Source organism: Streptomyces sp. NPDC040432, from assembly GCF_055595445.1.
In genome coordinates this window covers 1-18,648 of the sequence record NZ_JBVIVP010000005.1, presented here as the reverse complement: position 1 = coordinate 18,648, position 18,648 = coordinate 1, and the positions used below count along the sequence as shown (strand labels likewise).

General features: G+C 71.8%; 16 protein-coding genes and 1 tRNA gene. 10 read left to right on the top strand and 7 right to left on the bottom strand.

Annotated features, from left to right (window positions below; all coding sequences use genetic code 11):
- Nucleotides 1–20 precede the first annotated feature (20 nt).
- A complete protein-coding gene (locus tag ACZ58N_RS12955; protein WP_471158381.1) occupies nt 21–293 on the bottom strand; it encodes a type II toxin-antitoxin system Phd/YefM family antitoxin in 273 nt (90 codons plus the stop codon).
- Nucleotides 294–347: 54 nt separating this feature from the next.
- A complete protein-coding gene (locus ACZ58N_RS12950) occupies nt 348–989 on the bottom strand; it encodes a tellurium resistance protein (RefSeq protein ID WP_471158379.1) in 642 nt (213 codons plus the stop codon).
- 177 nt (nt 990–1,166) lie between these two features.
- Between ACZ58N_RS12950 and ACZ58N_RS12945 the strand changes: the two genes are divergently transcribed.
- The 7 genes from ACZ58N_RS12945 (at nt 1,167) to ACZ58N_RS12915 (ending at nt 10,027) form a co-directional block, all read left to right on the top strand.
- Complete coding sequence (locus ACZ58N_RS12945) at nt 1,167–2,591, top strand: methyl-accepting chemotaxis protein (protein WP_471158377.1); 1,425 nt, start codon at nt 1,167–1,169, stop codon at nt 2,589–2,591.
- The gene (locus ACZ58N_RS12940; RefSeq protein ID WP_471158375.1) at nt 2,588–3,082 is read left to right on the top strand and encodes a hypothetical protein; all 495 of its coding nucleotides are present in this window, start codon (nt 2,588–2,590) and stop codon (nt 3,080–3,082) included. The genes ACZ58N_RS12945 and ACZ58N_RS12940 overlap by 4 nt, the downstream gene beginning before the upstream one ends.
- Nucleotides 3,083–3,108: 26 nt before the next feature.
- Complete coding sequence (locus ACZ58N_RS12935; RefSeq protein ID WP_471158373.1) at nt 3,109–3,774, top strand: vWA domain-containing protein; 666 nt, start codon at nt 3,109–3,111, stop codon at nt 3,772–3,774.
- A 1,061-nt stretch (nt 3,775–4,835) separates the two neighbouring features.
- Nucleotides 4,836–5,666, top strand: coding sequence for a PP2C family serine/threonine-protein phosphatase (locus ACZ58N_RS12930; protein ID WP_471158371.1), 831 nt, complete (start codon nt 4,836–4,838; stop codon nt 5,664–5,666).
- Nucleotides 5,663–6,613, top strand: coding sequence for a hypothetical protein (locus ACZ58N_RS12925; RefSeq protein WP_471158369.1), 951 nt, complete (start codon nt 5,663–5,665; stop codon nt 6,611–6,613). Before ACZ58N_RS12930 ends, ACZ58N_RS12925 begins: the two co-directional genes overlap by 4 nt.
- A 479-nt stretch (nt 6,614–7,092) precedes the next feature.
- Nucleotides 7,093–8,478 (top strand): NAD(P)/FAD-dependent oxidoreductase, encoded by a 1,386-nt coding sequence (locus ACZ58N_RS12920; RefSeq protein ID WP_389707459.1) that lies wholly within the window; start codon nt 7,093–7,095, stop codon nt 8,476–8,478.
- Nucleotides 8,479–8,647: 169 nt separating this feature from the next.
- Nucleotides 8,648–10,027 carry a class I SAM-dependent methyltransferase gene (locus tag ACZ58N_RS12915; RefSeq protein ID WP_471158367.1) on the top strand — a complete coding sequence of 460 codons (1,380 nt, stop codon included), beginning with the start codon at nt 8,648–8,650 and terminating at the stop codon, nt 10,025–10,027.
- Between the two features lie 117 nt (nt 10,028–10,144).
- On the opposite strand, the gene ACZ58N_RS12910 is transcribed toward ACZ58N_RS12915, so the two are convergent.
- On the bottom strand, nt 10,145–12,691 hold the full coding sequence (locus tag ACZ58N_RS12910; RefSeq protein WP_471158364.1) for an ABC transporter permease: 2,547 nt from the start codon (nt 12,689–12,691) through the stop codon (nt 10,145–10,147).
- Nucleotides 12,692–12,789: 98 nt separating this feature from the next.
- A complete protein-coding gene (locus ACZ58N_RS12905; RefSeq protein WP_471158362.1) occupies nt 12,790–13,563 on the bottom strand; it encodes an ABC transporter ATP-binding protein in 774 nt (257 codons plus the stop codon).
- 420 nt (nt 13,564–13,983) lie between these two features.
- Here ACZ58N_RS12905 and ACZ58N_RS12900 point away from each other — a divergent pair.
- Both ACZ58N_RS12900 and ACZ58N_RS12895 read left to right on the top strand, forming a co-directional pair.
- Nucleotides 13,984–14,065 (top strand) — tRNA-Leu (locus tag ACZ58N_RS12900).
- Nucleotides 14,066–14,202: 137 nt separating this feature from the next.
- Complete coding sequence (locus tag ACZ58N_RS12895; protein ID WP_471158360.1) at nt 14,203–15,057, top strand: Bax inhibitor-1/YccA family protein; 855 nt, start codon at nt 14,203–14,205, stop codon at nt 15,055–15,057.
- A 170-nt stretch (nt 15,058–15,227) separates the two neighbouring features.
- On the opposite strand, the gene ACZ58N_RS12890 is transcribed toward ACZ58N_RS12895, so the two are convergent.
- On the bottom strand, nt 15,228–15,458 hold the full coding sequence (locus ACZ58N_RS12890) for a DUF4287 domain-containing protein (RefSeq protein WP_281206443.1): 231 nt from the start codon (nt 15,456–15,458) through the stop codon (nt 15,228–15,230).
- A gap of 101 nt (nt 15,459–15,559) precedes the next feature.
- Here ACZ58N_RS12890 and ACZ58N_RS12885 point away from each other — a divergent pair, with 101 nt between their 5' ends.
- On the top strand, nt 15,560–15,925 hold the full coding sequence (locus ACZ58N_RS12885; protein ID WP_471158358.1) for a hypothetical protein: 366 nt from the start codon (nt 15,560–15,562) through the stop codon (nt 15,923–15,925).
- Here ACZ58N_RS12885 and ACZ58N_RS12880 read toward each other — a convergent pair.
- On the bottom strand, nt 15,909–16,712 hold the full coding sequence (locus ACZ58N_RS12880; protein ID WP_471158356.1) for a hypothetical protein: 804 nt from the start codon (nt 16,710–16,712) through the stop codon (nt 15,909–15,911). The genes ACZ58N_RS12885 and ACZ58N_RS12880 overlap by 17 nt on opposite strands.
- Before the next feature lie 461 nt (nt 16,713–17,173).
- Nucleotides 17,174–18,394, bottom strand: a complete 1,221-nt coding sequence (locus ACZ58N_RS12875) for an acetyl-CoA C-acetyltransferase (RefSeq protein WP_471158354.1) — start codon at nt 18,392–18,394, stop codon at nt 17,174–17,176.
- Nucleotides 18,395–18,648: the final 254 nt, after the last annotated feature.

Below are 18,648 nucleotides of genomic sequence, written 5' to 3'. Positions count from 1 at the left end.
CCGTGTTCCACACGCGTACTTCACGCCGCGCCCTCACCCCGCTCGCTGAACAGGTCGGCGAGGAGCTCGGCCATCTTCACGGTCGGTCCGCCCTTCGCGAGCACGGCCTCCGCCTCCCGTGCGAGCAGTTCGTCGGCCGCATCTTCCAAGGCGTTGAAATCGGCGATCGGCACGAGGGCGGCCACGGGAACACCGTTGCGGGTGATGATCGTCGGGACGCCCTGCTCGGCCCGGTTGATGTGGTCCGCGAGGTGGGCGCGGGCCTCGCGCACGGTCACAGCGTTCTCACTCATGAATCGAGTGTGTACGCGCAGGCCAGGCGTGTACACACGCGCGGCCCCCGGGGGTCAGGGGCGCCGGTCCAGCGGGGGTTTCGTGGTGCGGACCCAGGACAGGCCGAAGCCGTACCGGCGGTCGATCAGTTCGTGGACGTTCAGCTCCCCGTCCGGCGTGTACCAGTTCACCTCGCGGCGCACCGTCAGGGCGTCCCCGTCCGGGACCGCCATCGCGATCGTGCAGCCCGTCGCCCCGGCCGGGGAATCGTCCAGCAGGATCCGGCACCCCGGACCGGAGGGTTCGGTCACGTCCACCGCGGCCCCGAGCCGGCGGAAGTCGGCCGCGCCCTCGTAGACGTAGACGAAGAACAGCAGCCGGGTGAGCAGCTCGCGGTGGGACAGGTTCACCCGCAGGGTCTCCCCGTCCGAGGAGGCGCCGGTCCGGTCGTCGTGGTCGAGGGCGAGGTACGGCCACTCGGTGAGGGAACCGAAGTCCTCGCCCAGCGCCTGCACGACCGTGGTCCGTCCGTCGCGGAACTGCGCGAACGCGCACAGGTTCACGTCCGCGCGGGCCGCGGGCAGCCAGTTCAGGTTCGCCTGGAGGGTGCCCCGCCCCCGGATCCGCGTCTGTGGCGCGGCCCGCGTGAGCACGGGTGCGGCACTCTCCTCGCCGCGGAGCCTGATCACGCCGCGCGGTCGGTCGGCTGAGCCCATATCTCCCCATCTCCCGCAATCAGTTGATGGAGGATCATATGACGGATCATCGGGTTGGGCTATGATCCGAGCGCGCCGCCGAGGGTCGCCACCCGGGCGGGCAGGGGGTGGGACGCGGCTTTCGTACGGTCGTTCGGACGTACGGCCCGCCACCCCGCGTCTTCCATGGGGGTGGAAATGCCCGTTGGGGCACTGGCGACGCCGTCCGCGGTCGCCTCGCAGCTCGACGACCTCGCCGCGCACCCGGGACTGGGGTCCCGGCGGGACGAGCTGACAGCACTCGCCGACGCCCTCCGGGGCCTCGGCGACGGGGACCTCGAACCCTGGACCGAACTCGACCTCCTCCAGGCCTTCGCCCGGGAGGAGAGCGTGCGGGCAGTCCTGGCCGAGGAACCGGAACACCGGGCCTGGGCCCATCTGGAGGTGGGCATCGGCTGCCTGGTGTTCTTACCCCTGCTGCTCACCTGGCTCGGCCTCTCCCGGGCCACCACCGCCTACGAGGCGCTGATCGGCGCCGACCCGGCCGCTGCCGGCCGGCCCTTCCTCCAGCTCTGGCAGTCGGGTTTCGAGGGCCGGCTCGGCTCCTGGGCCACCTTCGGGCACGTCGCCGGCTCCGCCACCTTCGTGATCGTCCTGTTGGTCCTCCTCGCGGCCGTCCACGGGGTACGCCGCACCCGTACGGAACGCCGCGCCGACGACGCCCGCCGCACCGCCGACGAACTCCTGGCCCGGCTCGTCCCCGTACTGACCCGGGCCCAACTGCTGCTCAACGAGCGGCGGCTGTCCTCCCCGCAGCGATTCACGGCCGAACTCACCGAGGCTGCCACCACCCTCGGCAAGCTCGGCGACAAGGCGGTCCGCGCCCACCGGCAGCTGAACACGGCGGTCACGGCCGTCTCCGACGCCGTCGAGAACGCGGGCAACCGCCTCGCCTCCGTCGACGCCGCCGTGCTCCCGCTGGAGCGGGCCGTCACCCGGGTGGAATCCGCCGTGACGGCCAACGGCGCCGAGGTGAGCAAGGCCGTCGAGTCGCTGAACGAACCGCTGGAGCGCAGCGGGGCGCTCCTGGAATCCGCGGTGAACGGCAGCGGCGTCATGGTGCGCCGGGCGTTGGAGGACGTGCGCGCGGTCAGCGGCGAGGTGCGGGACGCCCTGGGCGCCGCCGGGGAACGGGTCGAGGACTCGGTGACGGTACTCGCCGCCGCCCAGCGGTCGTTCACCACCGGCACCGAGGTCGCAGCGGACGTCTCGGCCCGGGTCCTCGCCCGCCTGGGCGAGGTCACGGAGAGCACGGCCCGCGCGGTGGAGCTCTCGCAGCGGGCGGTCCTCGGGCTGGACGGGCAGACGGAGGCGCTGCGCCGGGCCGCCGAACGCTTCGCGGAACTCGCCGAGGCCGTGTCCCGGGCGGCGGCCGACTTCGCCGCCGCGGCCCCGGCGGCCCGGGTTCCGGCGGCTCCGGAACCGGTCGACGCGGTTCCCGGCGCGTTCCTCCACGACGCGGTCGCCGCACGGGCCGATCACGCGCCCGCCGTGAACCTGGCGAAGACCGAGGACGGTCACCACGAGCGGGCCGCGGACCGGACCCGGGCGGACACCCGATGACGAGGCCGCGCCGGCCGCGGTTCAACCCGTTGACGCTCGCCGGCTGGCTGTTCGCCGACATGCTCCTGGTCCTGGCCCTGGTGGCGATGGGGGACCAGGGCGACCCGGTGAAGGCGGCGACGGCGAAGAAGCCGGGGCCCTCCCCGAGCCCGAGCGCCTCCCCGAGCCCCTCGCCGACGCCCTCGGGCCCCCGGGCCGTCGAGCGGCAGGCCGTGGAACTCGCGTTCGACGCGGCTGCGGGTGACACGGACCGCATCGTGCGCCAGCTCCGGGAGCGGACCGAAGCGCACAAGGGCCGCACCGCGGCCTTCGTCCTCACCTTCGGCCGCAGCCCGGAGGTCGGCTCGGGCGTCGACTACGCCCGACGCGTCAACTCCCTGCTGGCCCAGGCACGTCCGGAGATGTTCACCGGCGCCACCACCCGGGACTTCTTCGTACAGGGCCCGGCCGGCGGCCACGCGGAGCTCGAAATCTACTTCTACACCTACTGACTCCCACTTCCCGGAGGCGCGAGACCGTGCAGATCCTTCCCTTCTACCTGGTGTGCGACGAGTCGGGCTCGATGGCCGGGCCCTCGATCGACAGCATCAACAGCGCCCTGCCCGAACTCCACAACGAGATCAGCACCAACCCGACGGTCGCCGACAAGACCCGCTTCTGCCTGATCGGCTTCTCGGACGACGCCACCGTGCTCCAGTCGCTGGCCGACCTGAGCGACCTCGACACCCTCCCGGCGCTCTCCGCCGGCGGCCTGACCGCCTACGGAGAAGCCTTCCGCACGCTGCTGCGCTGCATCGAGACGGACGTCGCCGCGCTGAAGGCGCAGGGGCACGAGGTCTACCGGCCGGTGGCCTTCTTCCTCTCCGACGGCGGCCCCACCGACGAGGACTGGATCCAGGCCCACAAGGAACTCATCGAGGCGCGCTACCGGCCGAACATCATCGCCTTCGGCATCGGCGAGGCCGACCGGGCGACGATCGGCCACGTCGCGAACTTCCGGGCCTTCATCCAGGAGGACAGGAACGTCTCGCCCGCCGCCGCGCTGCGCGAGTTCGCGGCCAGCCTGACCCGGTCCATCGTGCGTTCCGCGAGCAGCATCACGGCCAACGGCAACGACACGTTCAACCTCGTGATCGACGAGACCGTGCCCGGCTTCATGACCGTCCCGCTCGACAAGCTCTGAGGGCCACCATGCGACAGGAAGCGACCGGTCCCGCGGAGCCGACGGGATCGAAGGAGCCGCAGGAACCGACGGAGGTGCGGCAACCGACGGAGCCGACCCGGGCCCCCGATCGGCCGGCCCCGCCGGAAGCGGCCGAGAAGGCGGACGCGCGGCCTTGGCGGGAACCGTCGGATCGGGCCGAGCCGGCGGAGCCCGAGGAGCCGCACGCCCCCGCGTACCCGGTGGAGCGCACCGGAGGGGGGTACGGGGCGCACGCGGCGGACCCGGGCCGAGCGGAGTCCCGGGCGTACCCGGAGCCGGTCGAGCCGGGCGAACCGGCCGAACCGGCCTGGCGCCAGGGCCCGCCCGGGCCGGAGCCGGCCGGCCCGGTGACCGAGGCCGATACGGAGTACCCCCTGTACCCGCCCGTACCCCCTGCCCCGCCCGCCCCTCCGCAGCCGACCCGGCCTCCCAGGCCGCGCACCCAGGTACCCACCGCCGGAGGCGGAGCCCCGCTGCGGCAGCGGCTCCAGCCGCAGCCACCGACCCGAGCCGCTCGTGCCGTGGTGCCGCTCCATTCCGCTCCGCCGCCCCACCAGGACCCACGGATCCCGGTCGGCCCACCTCACGCCGAACCGCCCCCGGCAGCCCCGCCCCGGTCGGAGCCGCCGTACGAGCCGCAGGCCCCGTACTCCGCGCCGCTGTCGGAGCCTCCCTACCTGCCGCAGGCCCCGCAGCCTGCGCCCCGGTCGGAGCCCCCACACCTGCCGGAGGCCCCGTACTCCGCGCCGCGGTCGGAGCTTCCCTACGAGCCGGAGGCCCCGTATCCCGCGCCGCGGTCGGAGCCCCCGTACGAGCCGGAGGCCCCGTACTCCGCGCCCCGGTCGGAGCCTCCGTACCAACCGGAGCCCTCGTACCTGCCGCAGTCCCGGTACCCCGCGCCCCAGGACCCGCCCCCGCACCCGCCCGGCGCAGCCGTCCGGCGGTGGGGGGATCCGAAGTTCGGCGGGCCGCGGCCTCCGCGGTACGCGCCGGATCCGGGCCGGGCCTCCGCCGCCCGGGCCGACGCGGAGGCCGCGGCCGTGCCCGACACCGTCCTCGACGGGGCCGCGCACGGGCCGTTCACCGTCCGGGCCGCCTCCGTGCGCGGCGACTCCCACCGCTACTACGCCGAGCCCCGCCAGGACTCGCTCGTCGTGGCCCGGCTCGGGGACGCCGAGGACACGGCCGGGCTGCTCCTGCTCGGCGTCGCGGACGGAGTCGGTTCCGCCCCCCGCTCCCACCTGGGCTCGGCGCTGGCCTGCCGGGAGGCCGTACGCCTCCTGGACGACTACGCCGAGGAACTCTCCGAGTGCCTGCGCACCGGCAACCGGCGGGGCCTGAACGGGCTGGCCGACTCCGCCGCCGGCCGGATCGCCGACGCCCTCGTGCGCGCCGCCGGGGCCGCCGGGCACGAGCCCCGGGAGTACGCGACCACCCTGCGAGTGCTCCTCGTCCCCCTGGATCCGGCCGTCCGCGTCCGGGCCCTGCTCACCGTCGGCGACGGCGGCACGGCCCTGCTCCGGGACGGAACCTGGTACCCGGACGCCCGCGCCACCCCCCGGACCCCGGACGGCCGCGGCGCGCCCGCCGGGGACGGGGTCATCGACACGGGCACCGCCGCCCTGCCCTCCACCCGGCACGCCGAGACCGACCTCTTCACCACCCGCCCCGGGGACGTGCTCGTGCTGTGCACGGACGGTCTGTCCAACCCGCTCGGCGGGGACCCCGGCATCCGCGATTTCCTGGGCCGCGTCTGGGGACCGGCCGAGCCCCCGCCGGGCCTGGCCGACTTCCTCTGGCAGCTCCAGTTCCGGGTCAAGTCCTACGACGACGACCGCACCGCCGTGTGCCTGTGGGAGGCGGGAGCATGACCGTCGCCGACGGAGCCGACGTACCGCTCTCCTCGCTGCGCCCGCTGAAGAAGGTCGGTGACGGCGGCCAGGGCGAGGTGAGCACCCTCGAAGGGCAGCCGGGGGTGCTCTACAAGAGCTACCGCGAGCCGCACCTCGTCGCCGGCGACGCCCTGTCCGGCCTGGTCTCCGTACGCCTGGCCCTGACGCCGGCGGAGCGGGACCGGCTGGACGCCTCGGCCGCGTGGCCGCTGTGCCGGGTCGTCGACGCGGGCCGGGTCACCGGCTTCCTCATGAACGAGGCGCCCGCCACCATGCGGTGGCCCGCCGGCGACGGCACGATGCGGCTGACGGAGCTGCAGTACCTGATCCGCGGGGTGAAGGCGCCCTGGCAGGGGCTGCTCCAGCCGACGCCCGCCGAGCGGTACGCCCTGGTGGTCGCGTTCGTCGAGCTCGTCGACCGGCTGCACGCGACGGGCCTGGTGATCGGGGACCTGTCGCAGGCCAACGTGCTGTGGACGGTCCGTCCCGCCCCGGCCGTCCACCTGCTGGATTGCGACGGCATCCGGCTGAGCGGCAGCGACCCCGTGCTGGCCCAGGCGGACACCCCTGACTGGAACGACCCGCTCGCGCCGGCGGGGACGGTCACCGTCGACAGCGACCGCTACAAGGCGGCCCTGGTGATCGGGAGGATCCTGGCGCAGGACGCCTACGTGATGCCGGGCCGACCGTTGGTCCCGCTGCCCGGGGTCCTCGACGACGACCGCAAGGTCGCCGCCGTCCTGGTGCTCTTCGAGCAGGCCGCCGGCGCCCACGGCACGCGCCCGGGCCTCGGGCAGTGGCGGGCCGCCCTGGCGGGTCGGCAGCAGATCAGGCTCGCGGCCGCGAGGGCCCGGCCCAGGCCGGTACTGGACCCGTCGGCGATCGAGGGGCCCCGGACCCGATCGGTGATCCGGCTCCGCGACTGATCAGCCGCGGCTCCGCCGGCCCTCCAGCCCTCCGGCCCGGCCGGAGGATCGCGGTCCGGGCGAGAACGATCAGTGCGGCGGCAGTGCGCAGGACGTGCGGCCGGCCCCCAACGGCCTTTCCGGGGGCCGAAAGTCCCCCTGTCCACATGAACTTCGTGAAGTTCTTCACAAGGAATATGAGCCCGCGGGCCCCCAATGGGGCCGGTTGGTGGCCGGCATGCGGGTTTCGTGAGGGTGTTCGTGCGAACAGTGGACATCGGGTGGGGTCGCCGGTAGGTATCCACCAACCCGGTGGTCTACTCCGCTCACCGGCCTGGAGGCCAGTTCAGGACGGGTGAACAACGATTCCGGCCACCCCTCGGTTCCCGCTCCGACCCATGATCTGGGTCACGTGGGCCGCGGAGTGTAGCAGAGGTGCCCCATCACCTTGTGAAGGGGCTCACGAGCGTCACCCCTGAGGGTGCTGGATACTCATTCTCATGAGCACCACGGAGCGTCCCAGGATCCTCGTTGTAGGAGGTGGGTACGTAGGCCTGTACGCAGCCAAGCGCATCATGAAGAAGATGCGTTACGGCGAGGCGACCGTCACGGTCGTCGACCCGCGCTCGTACATGACCTACCAGCCCTTCCTCCCCGAAGTGGCCGCAGGCAGCATCTCGCCTCGGCACGTCGTCGTCCCGCTGCGACGCGTGCTGCCCAAGGCAGAGGTCCTCACCGGCCGGGTCACGACCATCGACCAGGACCGCAAGGTCGCCGTCGTCACGCCGCTCGTCGGCGAGGCGTACGAGCTGCCTTTCGACTACCTGGTGATCGCGCTCGGCGCCGTCTCCCGCACCTTCCCGATCCCCGGCCTGGCCGAACAGGGCATCGGTATGAAGGGCGTGGAAGAGGGCATCGGCCTGCGCAACCACGTACTCGAACAGCTCGACAAGGCCGAGTCCACGACGGACGAGAACGTCCGCCGCAAGGCCCTCACCTTCGTCTTCGTCGGCGGCGGCTTCGCCGGCGCGGAGACCATCGGTGAGGTCGAGGACATGGCCCGCGACGCCGCGAAGTACTACGCCACGATCAAGCGCGAGGACATGCGCTTCGTCCTGGTCGACGCCGCGGACAAGATCCTTCCCGAGGTCGGGCCGAAGCTCGGCACCTGGGGCAAGGAGCACCTGGAGTCGCGCGGCATCGAGATCTACCTCAACACCTCCATGGACTCCTGCGTGGACGGCCACGTGGTGCTGAAGAACGGCCTTGAGGTCGACTCCAACACCATCGTCTGGACCGCCGGCGTCAAGCCGAACCCGGTGCTCGCCCGCTACGGCCTGCCGCTGGGTCCGCGCGGCCACGTCGACGCCGAGCCGACCCTCCAGGTCAAGGGCACGGACTACATCTGGACCGCGGGCGACAACGCCCAGGTTCCGGACGTGGCCTCCCGCAAGGCCGGCGTGGAGAACGCCTGGTGCCCGCCGAACGCCCAGCACGCGCTGCGTCAGGCCAAGGTCCTCGGCGACAACGTGATCTCGGGCATGCGGGGCTTCCCGCAGAAGACGTACGAGCACTCCAACAAGGGTGCGGTGGCGGGCCTCGGCCTCCACAAGGGCGTCGCGATGATCGTCATGGGCAAGATGAAGATCAAGCTCAAGGGCCGGCTCGCCTGGTACATGCACCGTGGCTACCACGGCATGGCCATGCCGACCTGGAACCGCAAGATCCGTGTCTTCGCCGACTGGACCCTCGGCATGTTCCTCAAGCGCGAGGTGGTCTCCCTCGGAGCCCTCGAAACCCCGCGCGAGGAGTTCTACGAGGCCGCCAAGCCGGCTCCGGCCCCCGCGGCCGCCGCCGCACCGGCCGAGAAGGCCAAGGCCTCCTGACCCGGCGCAGCCCGGCAGGAACCTGAGCACGACCAGTACGTCCCCGAAGGGGCCGCCCGCCATCCGTGGTGCGGGCGGCCCCTTCGGCCTACCCGGAGGAACCAGCCGCTGATTGGCGCGGATCCGAAGTGGGTAGGCCGTTCGGTCGGAACTTCTGGAGGTGCCTGCGATGACCGACGCCGCGCCGCGGCTGGCCGCTCTTGCCGAAACACTGCTGGGCGCCCCCCTGCCCGTCCGCATACGGGCCTGGGACGGCACCGAGGCCGGCCCCGGGACGGGCCCCGTCCTCGTCCTGACCAACAGGCGCGCACTGCGCCGCATGCTGTGGAAGCCGGGCGAGCTCGGCCTGGCCCGCGCCTGGGTCGCCGGCGACCTGACCGTGGAGGGCGACCTCTTCGAACTGCTGGACCGGGTGGGCGGCCTGCTGTGGGAGCGGGAAGCCGCCCCGGCGCCCTCGCCGACCACCCCGCCCACCGGACTGGCCAAGATGGCCGCGCTGCGCCCGTTCCTGCCCGCGCGGGCCACCGGCGCGGTCGACACGGCGGCGCTGCTCCGCGACCCGGACGTACGGGCCGCCGTACGCGAGCTGGTGACCCTGGCGCGCCCGTGGACCGCGCCCGCCCCGCCGCCCGAGGAGACGGCGCGCCGCGGGGGGCCCGCGCACTCCAAGGGCCGCGACCGCCAGGCCATCAGCCACCACTACGACGTGGGCAACGAGTTCTACGAGCACGTGCTCGGGCCCTCGATGGTCTACTCGTGCGCCTACTGGACGCCCGGCGGCACCCTGGAGGACGCGCAGCGGGACAAGCTCGACCTGGTCTGTCGGAAGCTGGACCTCACCCCCGACACCCGGCTCCTCGACGTGGGCTGCGGATGGGGCTCCATGGCCCTGCACGCGGCCCGCGAGTACGGCGTGCGGGTCACCGGCGTCACCCTCTCCCGGGAACAGGCCGCGTACGCCCGCAAGCGGATCGCGGAGGAGGGCCTGACCGACCGGGTCGAGATCCGGATCCAGGACTACCGGGACGTCAAGGACGGCCCGTACGACGCCATTTCGTCCATCGGGATGGCCGAACACGTCGGCGCCGACCGCTACCGCGAGTACGCCCGCACCCTGCACTCCCTGCTGGCCCCCGGCGGCCGGTTGCTGAACCACCAGATCGCCAGACCTCCGGAGCCCGACGAGGAGGCGCACCGGATCGACGAGTTCATAGACGCCTACGTCTTCCCCGACGGGGAGCTCTCCCCGCTCGGCACCACCGTCGGCGAGCTGGAGCGCGCCGGCTTCGAGGTGCGCGACGTGGAATCGCTGCGCGAGCACTACGCGCTCACCCTGCGCGCGTGGGTGACCCGGCTGGAGGACCACTGGGAGGAGGCCGTACGGCTGACCTCGCCCGGCCGGGCCCGCGTCTGGCTGCTGTACATGGCGGCCTCCGCGCTCGGCTTCGAGCACGCCCGCCTCGGCGTGAACCAGGTCCTGGCGGTCCGGCCGCGCACCGGCGGCGCCGCCGACCTGCCGCTGCGCACGCGGACCTGGGGCACGCCGTAGCCGCTCCCGCCGGCCCGGGGAACCACGGGAACCACGGCGGCGACGGGAACGACGGGAAGGGCCCCGGGGCGAACGCCCCGGGGCCCTTCCGTGTCCCTGCCACCGCCGGTCGGCGGGCTACTCGGTCTTGATGGCGGTCAGCATGTTCAGCCGGGCGGCGCTGCGGGCCGGCCACATGGCGGCGAGGACGCCGACCACCGCGGCGAGCAGCAGGAAGATGCCGATCCGGTCGTAGGGCAGGACCAGCTCGTAGTTCGGTACGGACTTGGTGAGCGTGGTGCCCACGGCCCATGCGAGGAAGACACCGATCGCCACGCCGAGGACCGCGCCGAAGAGCGAGATCACCACGGCCTCCAGGCGGATCATGTTCTTGACCCGACTCCGGTCGAGGCCGATCGCCCGCAGCATGCCGATCTCCTGGGTCCGCTCGAAGACGGACATCGCCAGGGTGTTGACCACGCCCAGCACCGAGATGATCAGCGCCATGCCGAGCAGGCCGTACATGATGTTCAGCGCGGTGTTGACCATGCCGCCCATCTCGTTGCGCATGTCCTGCCGGGTGGCGACGCTCATCGCCGGGTTCTTGCCGAGGGCGTCGACGACGGCCTGGTGGTTCGCCTTCGTCTCGCCGCCCGCGGTGTTGACGTACACCTCGCGGATGTACTGCTCCTCGCTGTGCTGGGCCAGGATCTTGTTGTCGAGGACGTACGGGGACAGCAGGCCTTCGAGGTCCTTGTAGACCGCGCCGATCTTCAGCGTGCCCTTCCGGCCGTCGTCGAAGGTGACGTCCATGGTGGAGCCGGCCGTCAGCTTCTGGTCCTTCGCGGTGCTCTCGGCGACCGCGACCTCACCCTTGACGAGGCTGTCGAGCGAACCGCCGATGACCTCGATGTTCAGCAGCCGCCCGATGGTGGCCGGGTTGACGCCCGACGCCGACCGGTAGGACTCGCCGACCTTGAAGAAGCCCTCGGCCTGTGCGGAGACGGCCTCGACACCGGGGGTCCTGGCGAGGGTGTCGGCGACCGCCTGGTCCAGGCTGCCGATGCCGCCGGACATGGTGACCTTGTAGTCGGCCCTGAGCTTGTCCGTGCTCATCCGGTCGACGGCCTTGCCCATGGTGACCCCGAGCACCGACATGGTGGTGACCAGGGTCAGTCCGATGGCCAGCGAGGCGGCGGTGACGGCGGTGCGGCGCGGGTTGCGCACCGCGTTCTGCGCGGCCAGCTTGCCGGGGACGCCGAACACCTTCTGGAGTGCGGGGCGCACGGAGGCGATGACCGGCTTCGAGAGCAGCGGCAGCAGCACGATCATGCCGAGCAGCATGAAGAACGCGCCGCCGCCGATGACCATGCGGCCGTCGCTCTTCATGGAGACGCCGAGGAACACGACGCCGATGCCGAGGGCGCTGATGACGCAGCCGAGCACGTTGCGCAGCACGAGCGACTTGGCACTCGCCGGCAGGTGGGCGCTGCCCATCGCGGCGACGGGGGCGATCCGGCCGGTGCGCCACGCGGGCAGCAGGGCGGCGAGGGTGGTGACGAGGACGCCGATGACCAGCGCGGCGACGATGGTGCCGGGGGCGATCACGAGTTCGCCGCCGGGGATCTTGGCACCGATCGAGTCCATCAGGGTCCGCATGCCGGCCGCCAGGCCGATGCCGCTGACCAGGCCGATGGCGGCCGAGAGGGCGCCGACGACCAGGGCCTCGGCGAGGACCGAGCGCATGACCTGACCACGGTTGGCGCCGACGGCGCGCAGCAGGGCGAGTTCCTTGGTGCGCTGGGTGACCAGCATGGTGAAGGTGTTGTAGATGAGGAAGACGCCGACGAAGAGGGAGATGCCGGCGAAGGCGAGCAGCATGGTGCTCATGCCGCTCATCTGCTTCTTGATGTTCTCGGCCTCCTCGGCGGCGAGCGCGACGCCGGTCTGCGCCTTCGCGTTCTTGGCGAGGAGGGGCTTGACGTCGGCCAGTACCTGTTCGGCGGAGGTGCCGGCCTTGGCGGCGATGGAGACCTCGTCGTAGAAGCCGGGCTGGAGGTAGAGCTCCTGGGCGACCTTGGTGTCGAAGAGCACCAGGCTGCCGCCCGCGTTCACGGCGCCGTCCTCGGTGGTGAAGACGCCGGTGAGGGAGAATTCGCGGACCGGGCCGTTGGTGGCGACGCGGACCTTGTCGCCGACCTCGTACTTGCCCTTGGCGGCGGTCTCCTTGTCGAGGGCGATCTGGTCGTCCTTGGTGGGGCCGGTGCCACCGGTGAAGGTGTAACGGGGGTCCTTGCCGTCCTTGACGGGGGCGTAGTTGGAGCCCTTGTTGGCCCAGCCCGAACCGATCAGCTTTCCGTCCTCGTCGCCGACGCCGGCGAAGCCGGACACGCGGCCCGAGACCGTGTCGACGCCCTTGACGGCCTTGATCCTGTCGAGGGTCTCCCGGCTGATGCCCGGGTCTCCCTCCTTCTGGCCCTCCTCGTTGCGGCTCTGGCCGTACGAGGTGACGGAGACGGCGATGCCGTCGTAGCTCTTGGCCGACTGGCCGGACAGGGCCTTGCTGAGCGTGTCGGTGAAGATGAGGGTGCCGGAGACGAAGGCGACGCCGAGGGTGACGGCGAGCACCGTCATCAGCAGCCTGGCCTTGTGCGCGAGGACGTTGCGCAGGGCGGTACGGAACATGGGGATATCAGTCCTGGTGGGCTGGAAGTCTGGAGGAGGGCTTCGGGGGCCGGGGGCCGGGGACGCGCGGAGTGCGCCGGGCGGTGGCGGCCCCGGGGTCAGCTGGTGCGGCCCTTGGCGTCGAAGGCCTTCATCCGGTCGAGCACGCCGTCGGCGGTGGGGTTGGCCATCTCGTCGACGATGCGGCCGTCGGCGAGGAAGATGACGCGGTCCGCGTAGGAGGCGGCGACCGGGTCGTGGGTGACCATGACGACGGTCTGGCCGAGCTCGCGGACCGAGTTGCGCAGGAAGCCGAGCACCTCCGCGCCGGAGCGGGAGTCGAGGTTTCCGGTCGGCTCGTCACCGAAGATGATCTCGGGACGGGAGGCCAGGGCGCGGGCCACGGCCACGCGCTGCTGCTGGCCGCCGGAGAGTTGGGTCGGCCGGTGCGAGAGCCGCTCGGAGAGGCCGACCATCGCGATCACGGTGTCCAGCCACTGCTTGTCGGGCTTGCGGCCCGCGATGTCCATCGGCAGCGTGATGTTCTCCAGGGCCGTCAGGGTCGGCAGCAGGTTGAAGGCCTGGAAGATGAAGCCGATCTTGTCCCGGCGCAGCTGGGTCAGCTGCTTGTCCTTGAGGGAGCCGAGCTCGGTGTCCCCGATGCGGACCGAGCCGGAGGAGAAGGTGTCCAGTCCGGCGACGCAGTGCATCAGCGTGGACTTGCCGGAGCCCGACGGGCCCATGATCGCGGTGAACTGTCCCTGCGCGAACTCGACGGAGACGTTGTCCAGCGCGACGACCTGGGTCTCACCCTGGCCGTACACCTTGGACAACTGCGTCGCACGGGCGGCCGAGGCCTGGAGGGTGTGCGGGGCGTAGTTCGTGGCGGTCAAGGGGGGACTCCTGTCGGGCGGACTGCGGAACGGCGGGACGGTTCCATCCTCACGGCGCCCCCGGGGGTTCCGGATCAGCCGCGGTGCCCGTTCGCAGGCCCACTGGAGTCTGACCGGGCATCGCCCGGACTCCTCCTTTGGTATGACGGCCACCCTGAGGATGTCCATGTCAGTGCCCGACGGGCACGGGGTGGCCGGGGGTGGCGGAAGGGGGTGGCGGGAGGCAGCGAAATCACGTCAATCACGCCCGGACGACGGGCGTCCCCCGGAACGGTGCCGACCGTGACTTATCGGCCCTGACGCCCCCTCAATCACCAATAAAATCAGACAACATCGGATAGACGACCGTCTGGGGCGGAGGGTGTTCCGGATAGGCTCGCGTCAGCGTTCAAGGCTTTTAACGGGGGCCCGCGGCGCCTTGCCCGGATGGTGGAATGCAGACACGGCGAGCTTAAACCTCGCTGGCCCTCGGGCCGTGCCGGTTCAAGTCCGGCTCCGGGCACACAAGCAGCCGTTCCGTTTATCCTCTGCGCCCGACCGCGCCTTCTCCTAAGATCCTCCTCCAGCGGTAGGGTGCTTTTTTTGCGAGCGCATTACTCTTGGAGACAAGGCTGCGCACGGTGGCCATGGAGGAGTGAGATGAGGAGCAGTAACCCGGTCTTCTCGCGACGGGGGTTCAGCCGCGACAACGGCGGCTACGCGGGCTTCGAGGCGCAGCACGCGCAGGCCGGGACCGCGACCAACCCGTACGCGACGAACCCCTACGCCACCGACCCCACCACGGGGATGCCGGCGGCGCCGGTCAACAGCAACGCGATGACCATCGACGACGTCGTGAGCCGTACGGCCATGACGCTCGGCACCCTGGTCCTGACGGCGGCGATGGCCTGGATCTTCCTCCCGGTCGACGCGGCCAACCTGAACGTGTCGTACGGCATCGCCATCGGCGCGATGCTCGTGGCGTTCGTCTTCGCGATGATCCAGTCCTTCAAGGCCAAGGCCTCGCCGGGTCTCATCCTGGCGTACGCCGCCTTCGAGGGCGTCTTCCTCGGCGTCATCAGCTCGGCCACCAGCACGTACTTCGGTGCCGGTGTGGTCATCCAGGCCGTCATGGGCACGATGTGCGTCTTCGCGGGCGTGCTCTTCGCCTACAAGATGCGCTGGATCCGCGTCACCCGCCGGTTCACGGGCTTCGTGATGGCCGCGGCCGTGGGCTTCATGCTCCTGATGCTGACCAACCTGCTGATCTCGCTCATCGTGGGCGGTGACGGCCTCGGACTCCGCAGCGGCCCCCTGGGCATCCTGTTCGGCGTCATCGGCATCATCCTGGGCGCCTGCTTCCTCGCCCTCGACTTCAAGCAGGTCGAGGACGGCGTCGCCTACGGCGCCCCGCGCGAGGAGGCCTGGCTGGCCGCCTTCGGACTCACCACCACCCTCGTGTGGATCTACATCGAGATGCTCCGCATCTTCCAGATCCTCTCGGGCAACGACTAGCCGGACCGCCTCACGGCACCCCGGCACCCCAGTACGGCTAAGGCCCCGCGAGCACGGCTCGCGGGGCCTTCCCGCGTATCGGGACGGACGTCGGGACGTGGGCGGACGAGGAGGTCGGGGAACGGGCTTCGGGGGGCCTGAAGGCCGTGGCGGCGGCCGTGGCGGGAGCCTCAGCCGAACCGGCGGGCGGCTCTGCGCAGGTCGTGCTCGTGGATGATCGCCTTGGCCTGGCCGTGCGACAGCTCGTGCGCGCCGCGCAGCCAGCTGACCTTCTCCTCGAACCGGAGGAGGGACGGGCCCTCGTCGACGGCACGGAGCCAGTCGGAGATCTCACGACCGGTGCTCTGCGGGATTCTGTCGATCATGTTGCGGTGGGTCTGCTCGGAGAACTCTACGGACATGGGCGCCTCCGGAGGTGTTGCCGTGCTGTTCCCTTCACGCCACCGTGCCGGCGAGTTCGCCCGTTGGCAATGGCGCGGTAGCGGCGCGTAAGGTCGGCCGGGTGCTCGATACCTCACCCCTGACCGTCGCCGTGGAACGATTCGCCGACCGCCTGAGGGCGGCGCCGCAGAGCCGCCTCCAACGCGGCGCGGCGGCCGAGGGGCTGGCCCTGGCCCGGGAACTGGCCGAACGGGCGCAGCGGCTGGAGGAGGCCGCGGGACGGGCCCCGCAGGGGGCGGCTCCGGCGCCCGCGCGCGTGGTGCCGGACGCGGGGATCTTCGTCGTGGGGGACCAGCTGTCGGTGACCGGCCTGGACCTCGCGGAGGCCCTGCGCACCTGCCCGGACGACACGGGAACGGCCCCGTCCGTACTGCTGGACGAGGCCGTGGCGCTGGTGGGAGCGGCGGAAGTCAGAGCGATGCGATGACGCGGTCCGCCAGGATGTAGACGTTGCTCTCGGGGTCCTCGGAGTCACCGCAGGAGAAGGTCAGCGCGTACGCGCCGGAAATGCCGGAGCCGCCCAGCAGGATCGGGGCGGTGCCCGCCCGCAGGGCCTCGGAGAGGCGCTCGGCCGTCTCCCGGTGTCCCGGGGTCATGCAGAGCGTGGTGCCGTCCGTGAAGACGTACACGTCCAGGGTGCCCAGCGGGCCCGGCCGGACGTCCGCGAGGGCCGTACGGGCCTCCGCGAGCTCCTCCAGGCGGCTCACCGTGCGCTCGTGGTCCGCACCGTGGTGGGACTGGACCGGCACGAAGTCGGGGTGCGAGGGGTGGCGACGGCGGGCCGCGGCGAGTTCGGCCGAGTCCTCCGGGTACTCGTCCGCGAAGTCCTCGCCGAGCACCGGCTCCAGCCCGACCAGGTCCGCCTGCCGGGGCAGGAAGACCGGGCTGTCCTCGCCGAGCCCGGGCAGACCGCCCAGCAGCGAGGGGGCGTCGGCGGCGTCACGGGCCTCCTGCGCGGCCCAGAACGCCCGCGCCTCGGCCAGCTCGCGCTCGCGCTCCTCGGCGAGGGCTTCGGCCACGGCGGCTCGTATCTCGGCGGCGGGGGACTCCACGGCGCTGCGGGCGTGCGGGACGGCCGCGGTGCGCGGACGGGCCGGCAGGGCCAGTTCACCGCGCAGGGCGGTGACCTGCTTGCGCAGCCCGTGTACGGCGTGCAGCGCAGCAGCGCCCACGGCCGTGGCAGCGGCCGTGGTCAGCAGCAGGGCAAGAGACATGGCGCTCACTGACTAACTCCCGATTGATTCGATCCCCCGACTTCCTACATCAGCTTGTCCTCTGCTGGGAATGGCGTGCAGTGCATTACGTCATGAATTGGACAGGTCTTTCGTCCTCGGGGCACCGGGGGGAGGGTGCCTGAGCTGGGCAAATGCCGATCCCCCAGGACAAAGGTCACATCCTGGGGGAGATTCGGTCACAGGTCGGCCGCGACGGGGTTAGATCCGGGGTCAGTAGAGCTCACTCGTCTGGAGTATCCCTTGCGGCGTCAGGGGTTCCGCCTTGATCGCCCCCCGAACGGGGCACATGGTGACGACCGGGACACCCTCCGCGACGGCGCGTTCCGCTTCGCCTGCGGCTCAGCTCAGCCGCTGTCTTCTCGGTCGCGTTCCGCTTCGCCTTCGCTGCGGGCGGGTGCCGTCCCTCGTGCCTCGGGGCGGCCCCCACCCTCCGCTACAGCTCAGCTCAGCCGCTCGATGACCATGGCCATGCCCTGGCCGCCGCCCACGCACATGGTCTCCAGGCCGAACTGCTTGTCGTGGAACTGGAGGCCGTTGATCAGGGTTCCCGTGATGCGCGCGCCGGTCATCCCGAACGGGTGACCGACGGCGATGGCCCCGCCGTTGACGTTCAGCTTGTCCAGCGGGATCCCCAGGTCCCGGTAGGACGGGATGACCTGGGCCGCGAAGGCCTCGTTGATCTCGAACAGGTCGATGTCGTCGACGGTCAGGCCGGCCCGCTTCAGGGCCTGCTTGGACGCCTCGACCGGGCCCAGGCCCATGATCTCGGGGGAGAGGCCGGTGACACCGGTGGACACGATCCGGGCCAGCGGGGTCAGGCCCAGGTCGCGGGCCTTCGTGTCGCTCATGATGACCAGCGCGGCGGCGCCGTCGTTCAGCGGGCAGCAGTTGGCCGCGGTGATCCGGCCGTCGGGGCGGAAGACCGGCTTCAGGCCCTGGACGCCCTCCAGGGTGACCCCGGCGCGGGGGCCGTCGTCCTGGGAGACGACCGTCCCGTCGGGCGTGGTGACCGGGGTGATCTCGCGGGCCCAGAAGCCGTTCTTGATGGCTTCCTCGGCCAGGTTCTGGGAGCGGACGCCGAACTCGTCCATGTCCTGGCGGGTCACGCCCTTCAGGCGGGCCAGGTTCTCGGCGGTCTGCCCCATGGAGATGTACGCGTCCGGGACCAGGCTGGCCTCCCGCGGGTCGCTCCAGGAGGCGCCCTCGCTCTGCGCGACGGCGGCCGTACGGGCCTCCGCGTCGGCGAAGAACGGGTTGTGGGTGCCCGGCATGCCGTCCGAGGAGCCGTTCACGAACCGGGAGACGGTCTCGACGCCCGCGGAGATGAAGACGTCGCCCTCGCCCGCCTTGATGGCGTGCAGGGCCATCCGGGAGGTCTGCAGGGACGAGGAGCAGTAGCGAGTGACGGTGAGCCCCGGCAGGTGGTCCATGCCCATCTGCACGGCCACGATGCGGCCCAGGTTGTGGCCCTGCTCGCCGCCCGGGAGGCCGCAGCCCAGCATCAGGTCGTCGATCTCGCGCGGGTCCAGCCCGGGGACCTTGGCGAGCGCGGCCTGGATGATCTGCGCGGTCAGGTCGTCCGGACGGACGTCCTTGAGCGACCCCTTGCCGGCGCGCCCGATGGGGGAACGGGCGGTGGAAACGATGACGGCTTCGGGCATCGGGACTCCAAGGGGTGCGTCGTTGCGGGACCGCATGCGAAGTTACCGCCCCGTACGGTCGAGGTCACGGGCCTCGGCGTGTGATGCGGGTCGCTCCGCGGGCGGACGGGGTCGGGGACGCCCGCCCGGCCCCAGGGCCTGTCGTCGAACTCCCGTCTGCCTCGCGGTGTCCGGCACGCACTCCCGCCGCACCGGGCGGAAGCCCGAGTACGTCCAGTACGCGGGCTTCCGCCCGGCACGCCGGGAGCACGCAC

What these genes read in the sequence shown, in the direction of transcription:
- ACZ58N_RS12955 (WP_471158381.1), bottom strand. Translation starts at nt 293, where the DNA reads ATGAGTGAGAACGCTGTGACCGTGCGCGAGGCCCGCGCCCACCTCGCG.
- ACZ58N_RS12950 (WP_471158379.1), bottom strand. Translation starts at nt 989, where the DNA reads ATGGGCTCAGCCGACCGACCGCGCGGCGTGATCAGGCTCCGCGGCGAG.
- ACZ58N_RS12945 (WP_471158377.1), top strand. Translation starts at nt 1,167, where the DNA reads ATGCCCGTTGGGGCACTGGCGACGCCGTCCGCGGTCGCCTCGCAGCTC.
- ACZ58N_RS12940 (WP_471158375.1), top strand. Translation starts at nt 2,588, where the DNA reads ATGACGAGGCCGCGCCGGCCGCGGTTCAACCCGTTGACGCTCGCCGGC.
- ACZ58N_RS12925 (WP_471158369.1), top strand. Translation starts at nt 5,663, where the DNA reads ATGACCGTCGCCGACGGAGCCGACGTACCGCTCTCCTCGCTGCGCCCG.
- ACZ58N_RS12920 (WP_389707459.1), top strand. Translation starts at nt 7,093, where the DNA reads ATGAGCACCACGGAGCGTCCCAGGATCCTCGTTGTAGGAGGTGGGTAC.
- ACZ58N_RS12915 (WP_471158367.1), top strand. Translation starts at nt 8,648, where the DNA reads ATGACCGACGCCGCGCCGCGGCTGGCCGCTCTTGCCGAAACACTGCTG.
- ACZ58N_RS12910 (WP_471158364.1), bottom strand. Translation starts at nt 12,691, where the DNA reads ATGTTCCGTACCGCCCTGCGCAACGTCCTCGCGCACAAGGCCAGGCTG.
- ACZ58N_RS12895 (WP_471158360.1), top strand. Translation starts at nt 14,203, where the DNA reads ATGAGGAGCAGTAACCCGGTCTTCTCGCGACGGGGGTTCAGCCGCGAC.
- ACZ58N_RS12890 (WP_281206443.1), bottom strand. Translation starts at nt 15,458, where the DNA reads ATGTCCGTAGAGTTCTCCGAGCAGACCCACCGCAACATGATCGACAGA.
- ACZ58N_RS12880 (WP_471158356.1), bottom strand. Translation starts at nt 16,712, where the DNA reads ATGTCTCTTGCCCTGCTGCTGACCACGGCCGCTGCCACGGCCGTGGGC.
- ACZ58N_RS12875 (WP_471158354.1), bottom strand. Translation starts at nt 18,394, where the DNA reads ATGCCCGAAGCCGTCATCGTTTCCACCGCCCGTTCCCCCATCGGGCGC.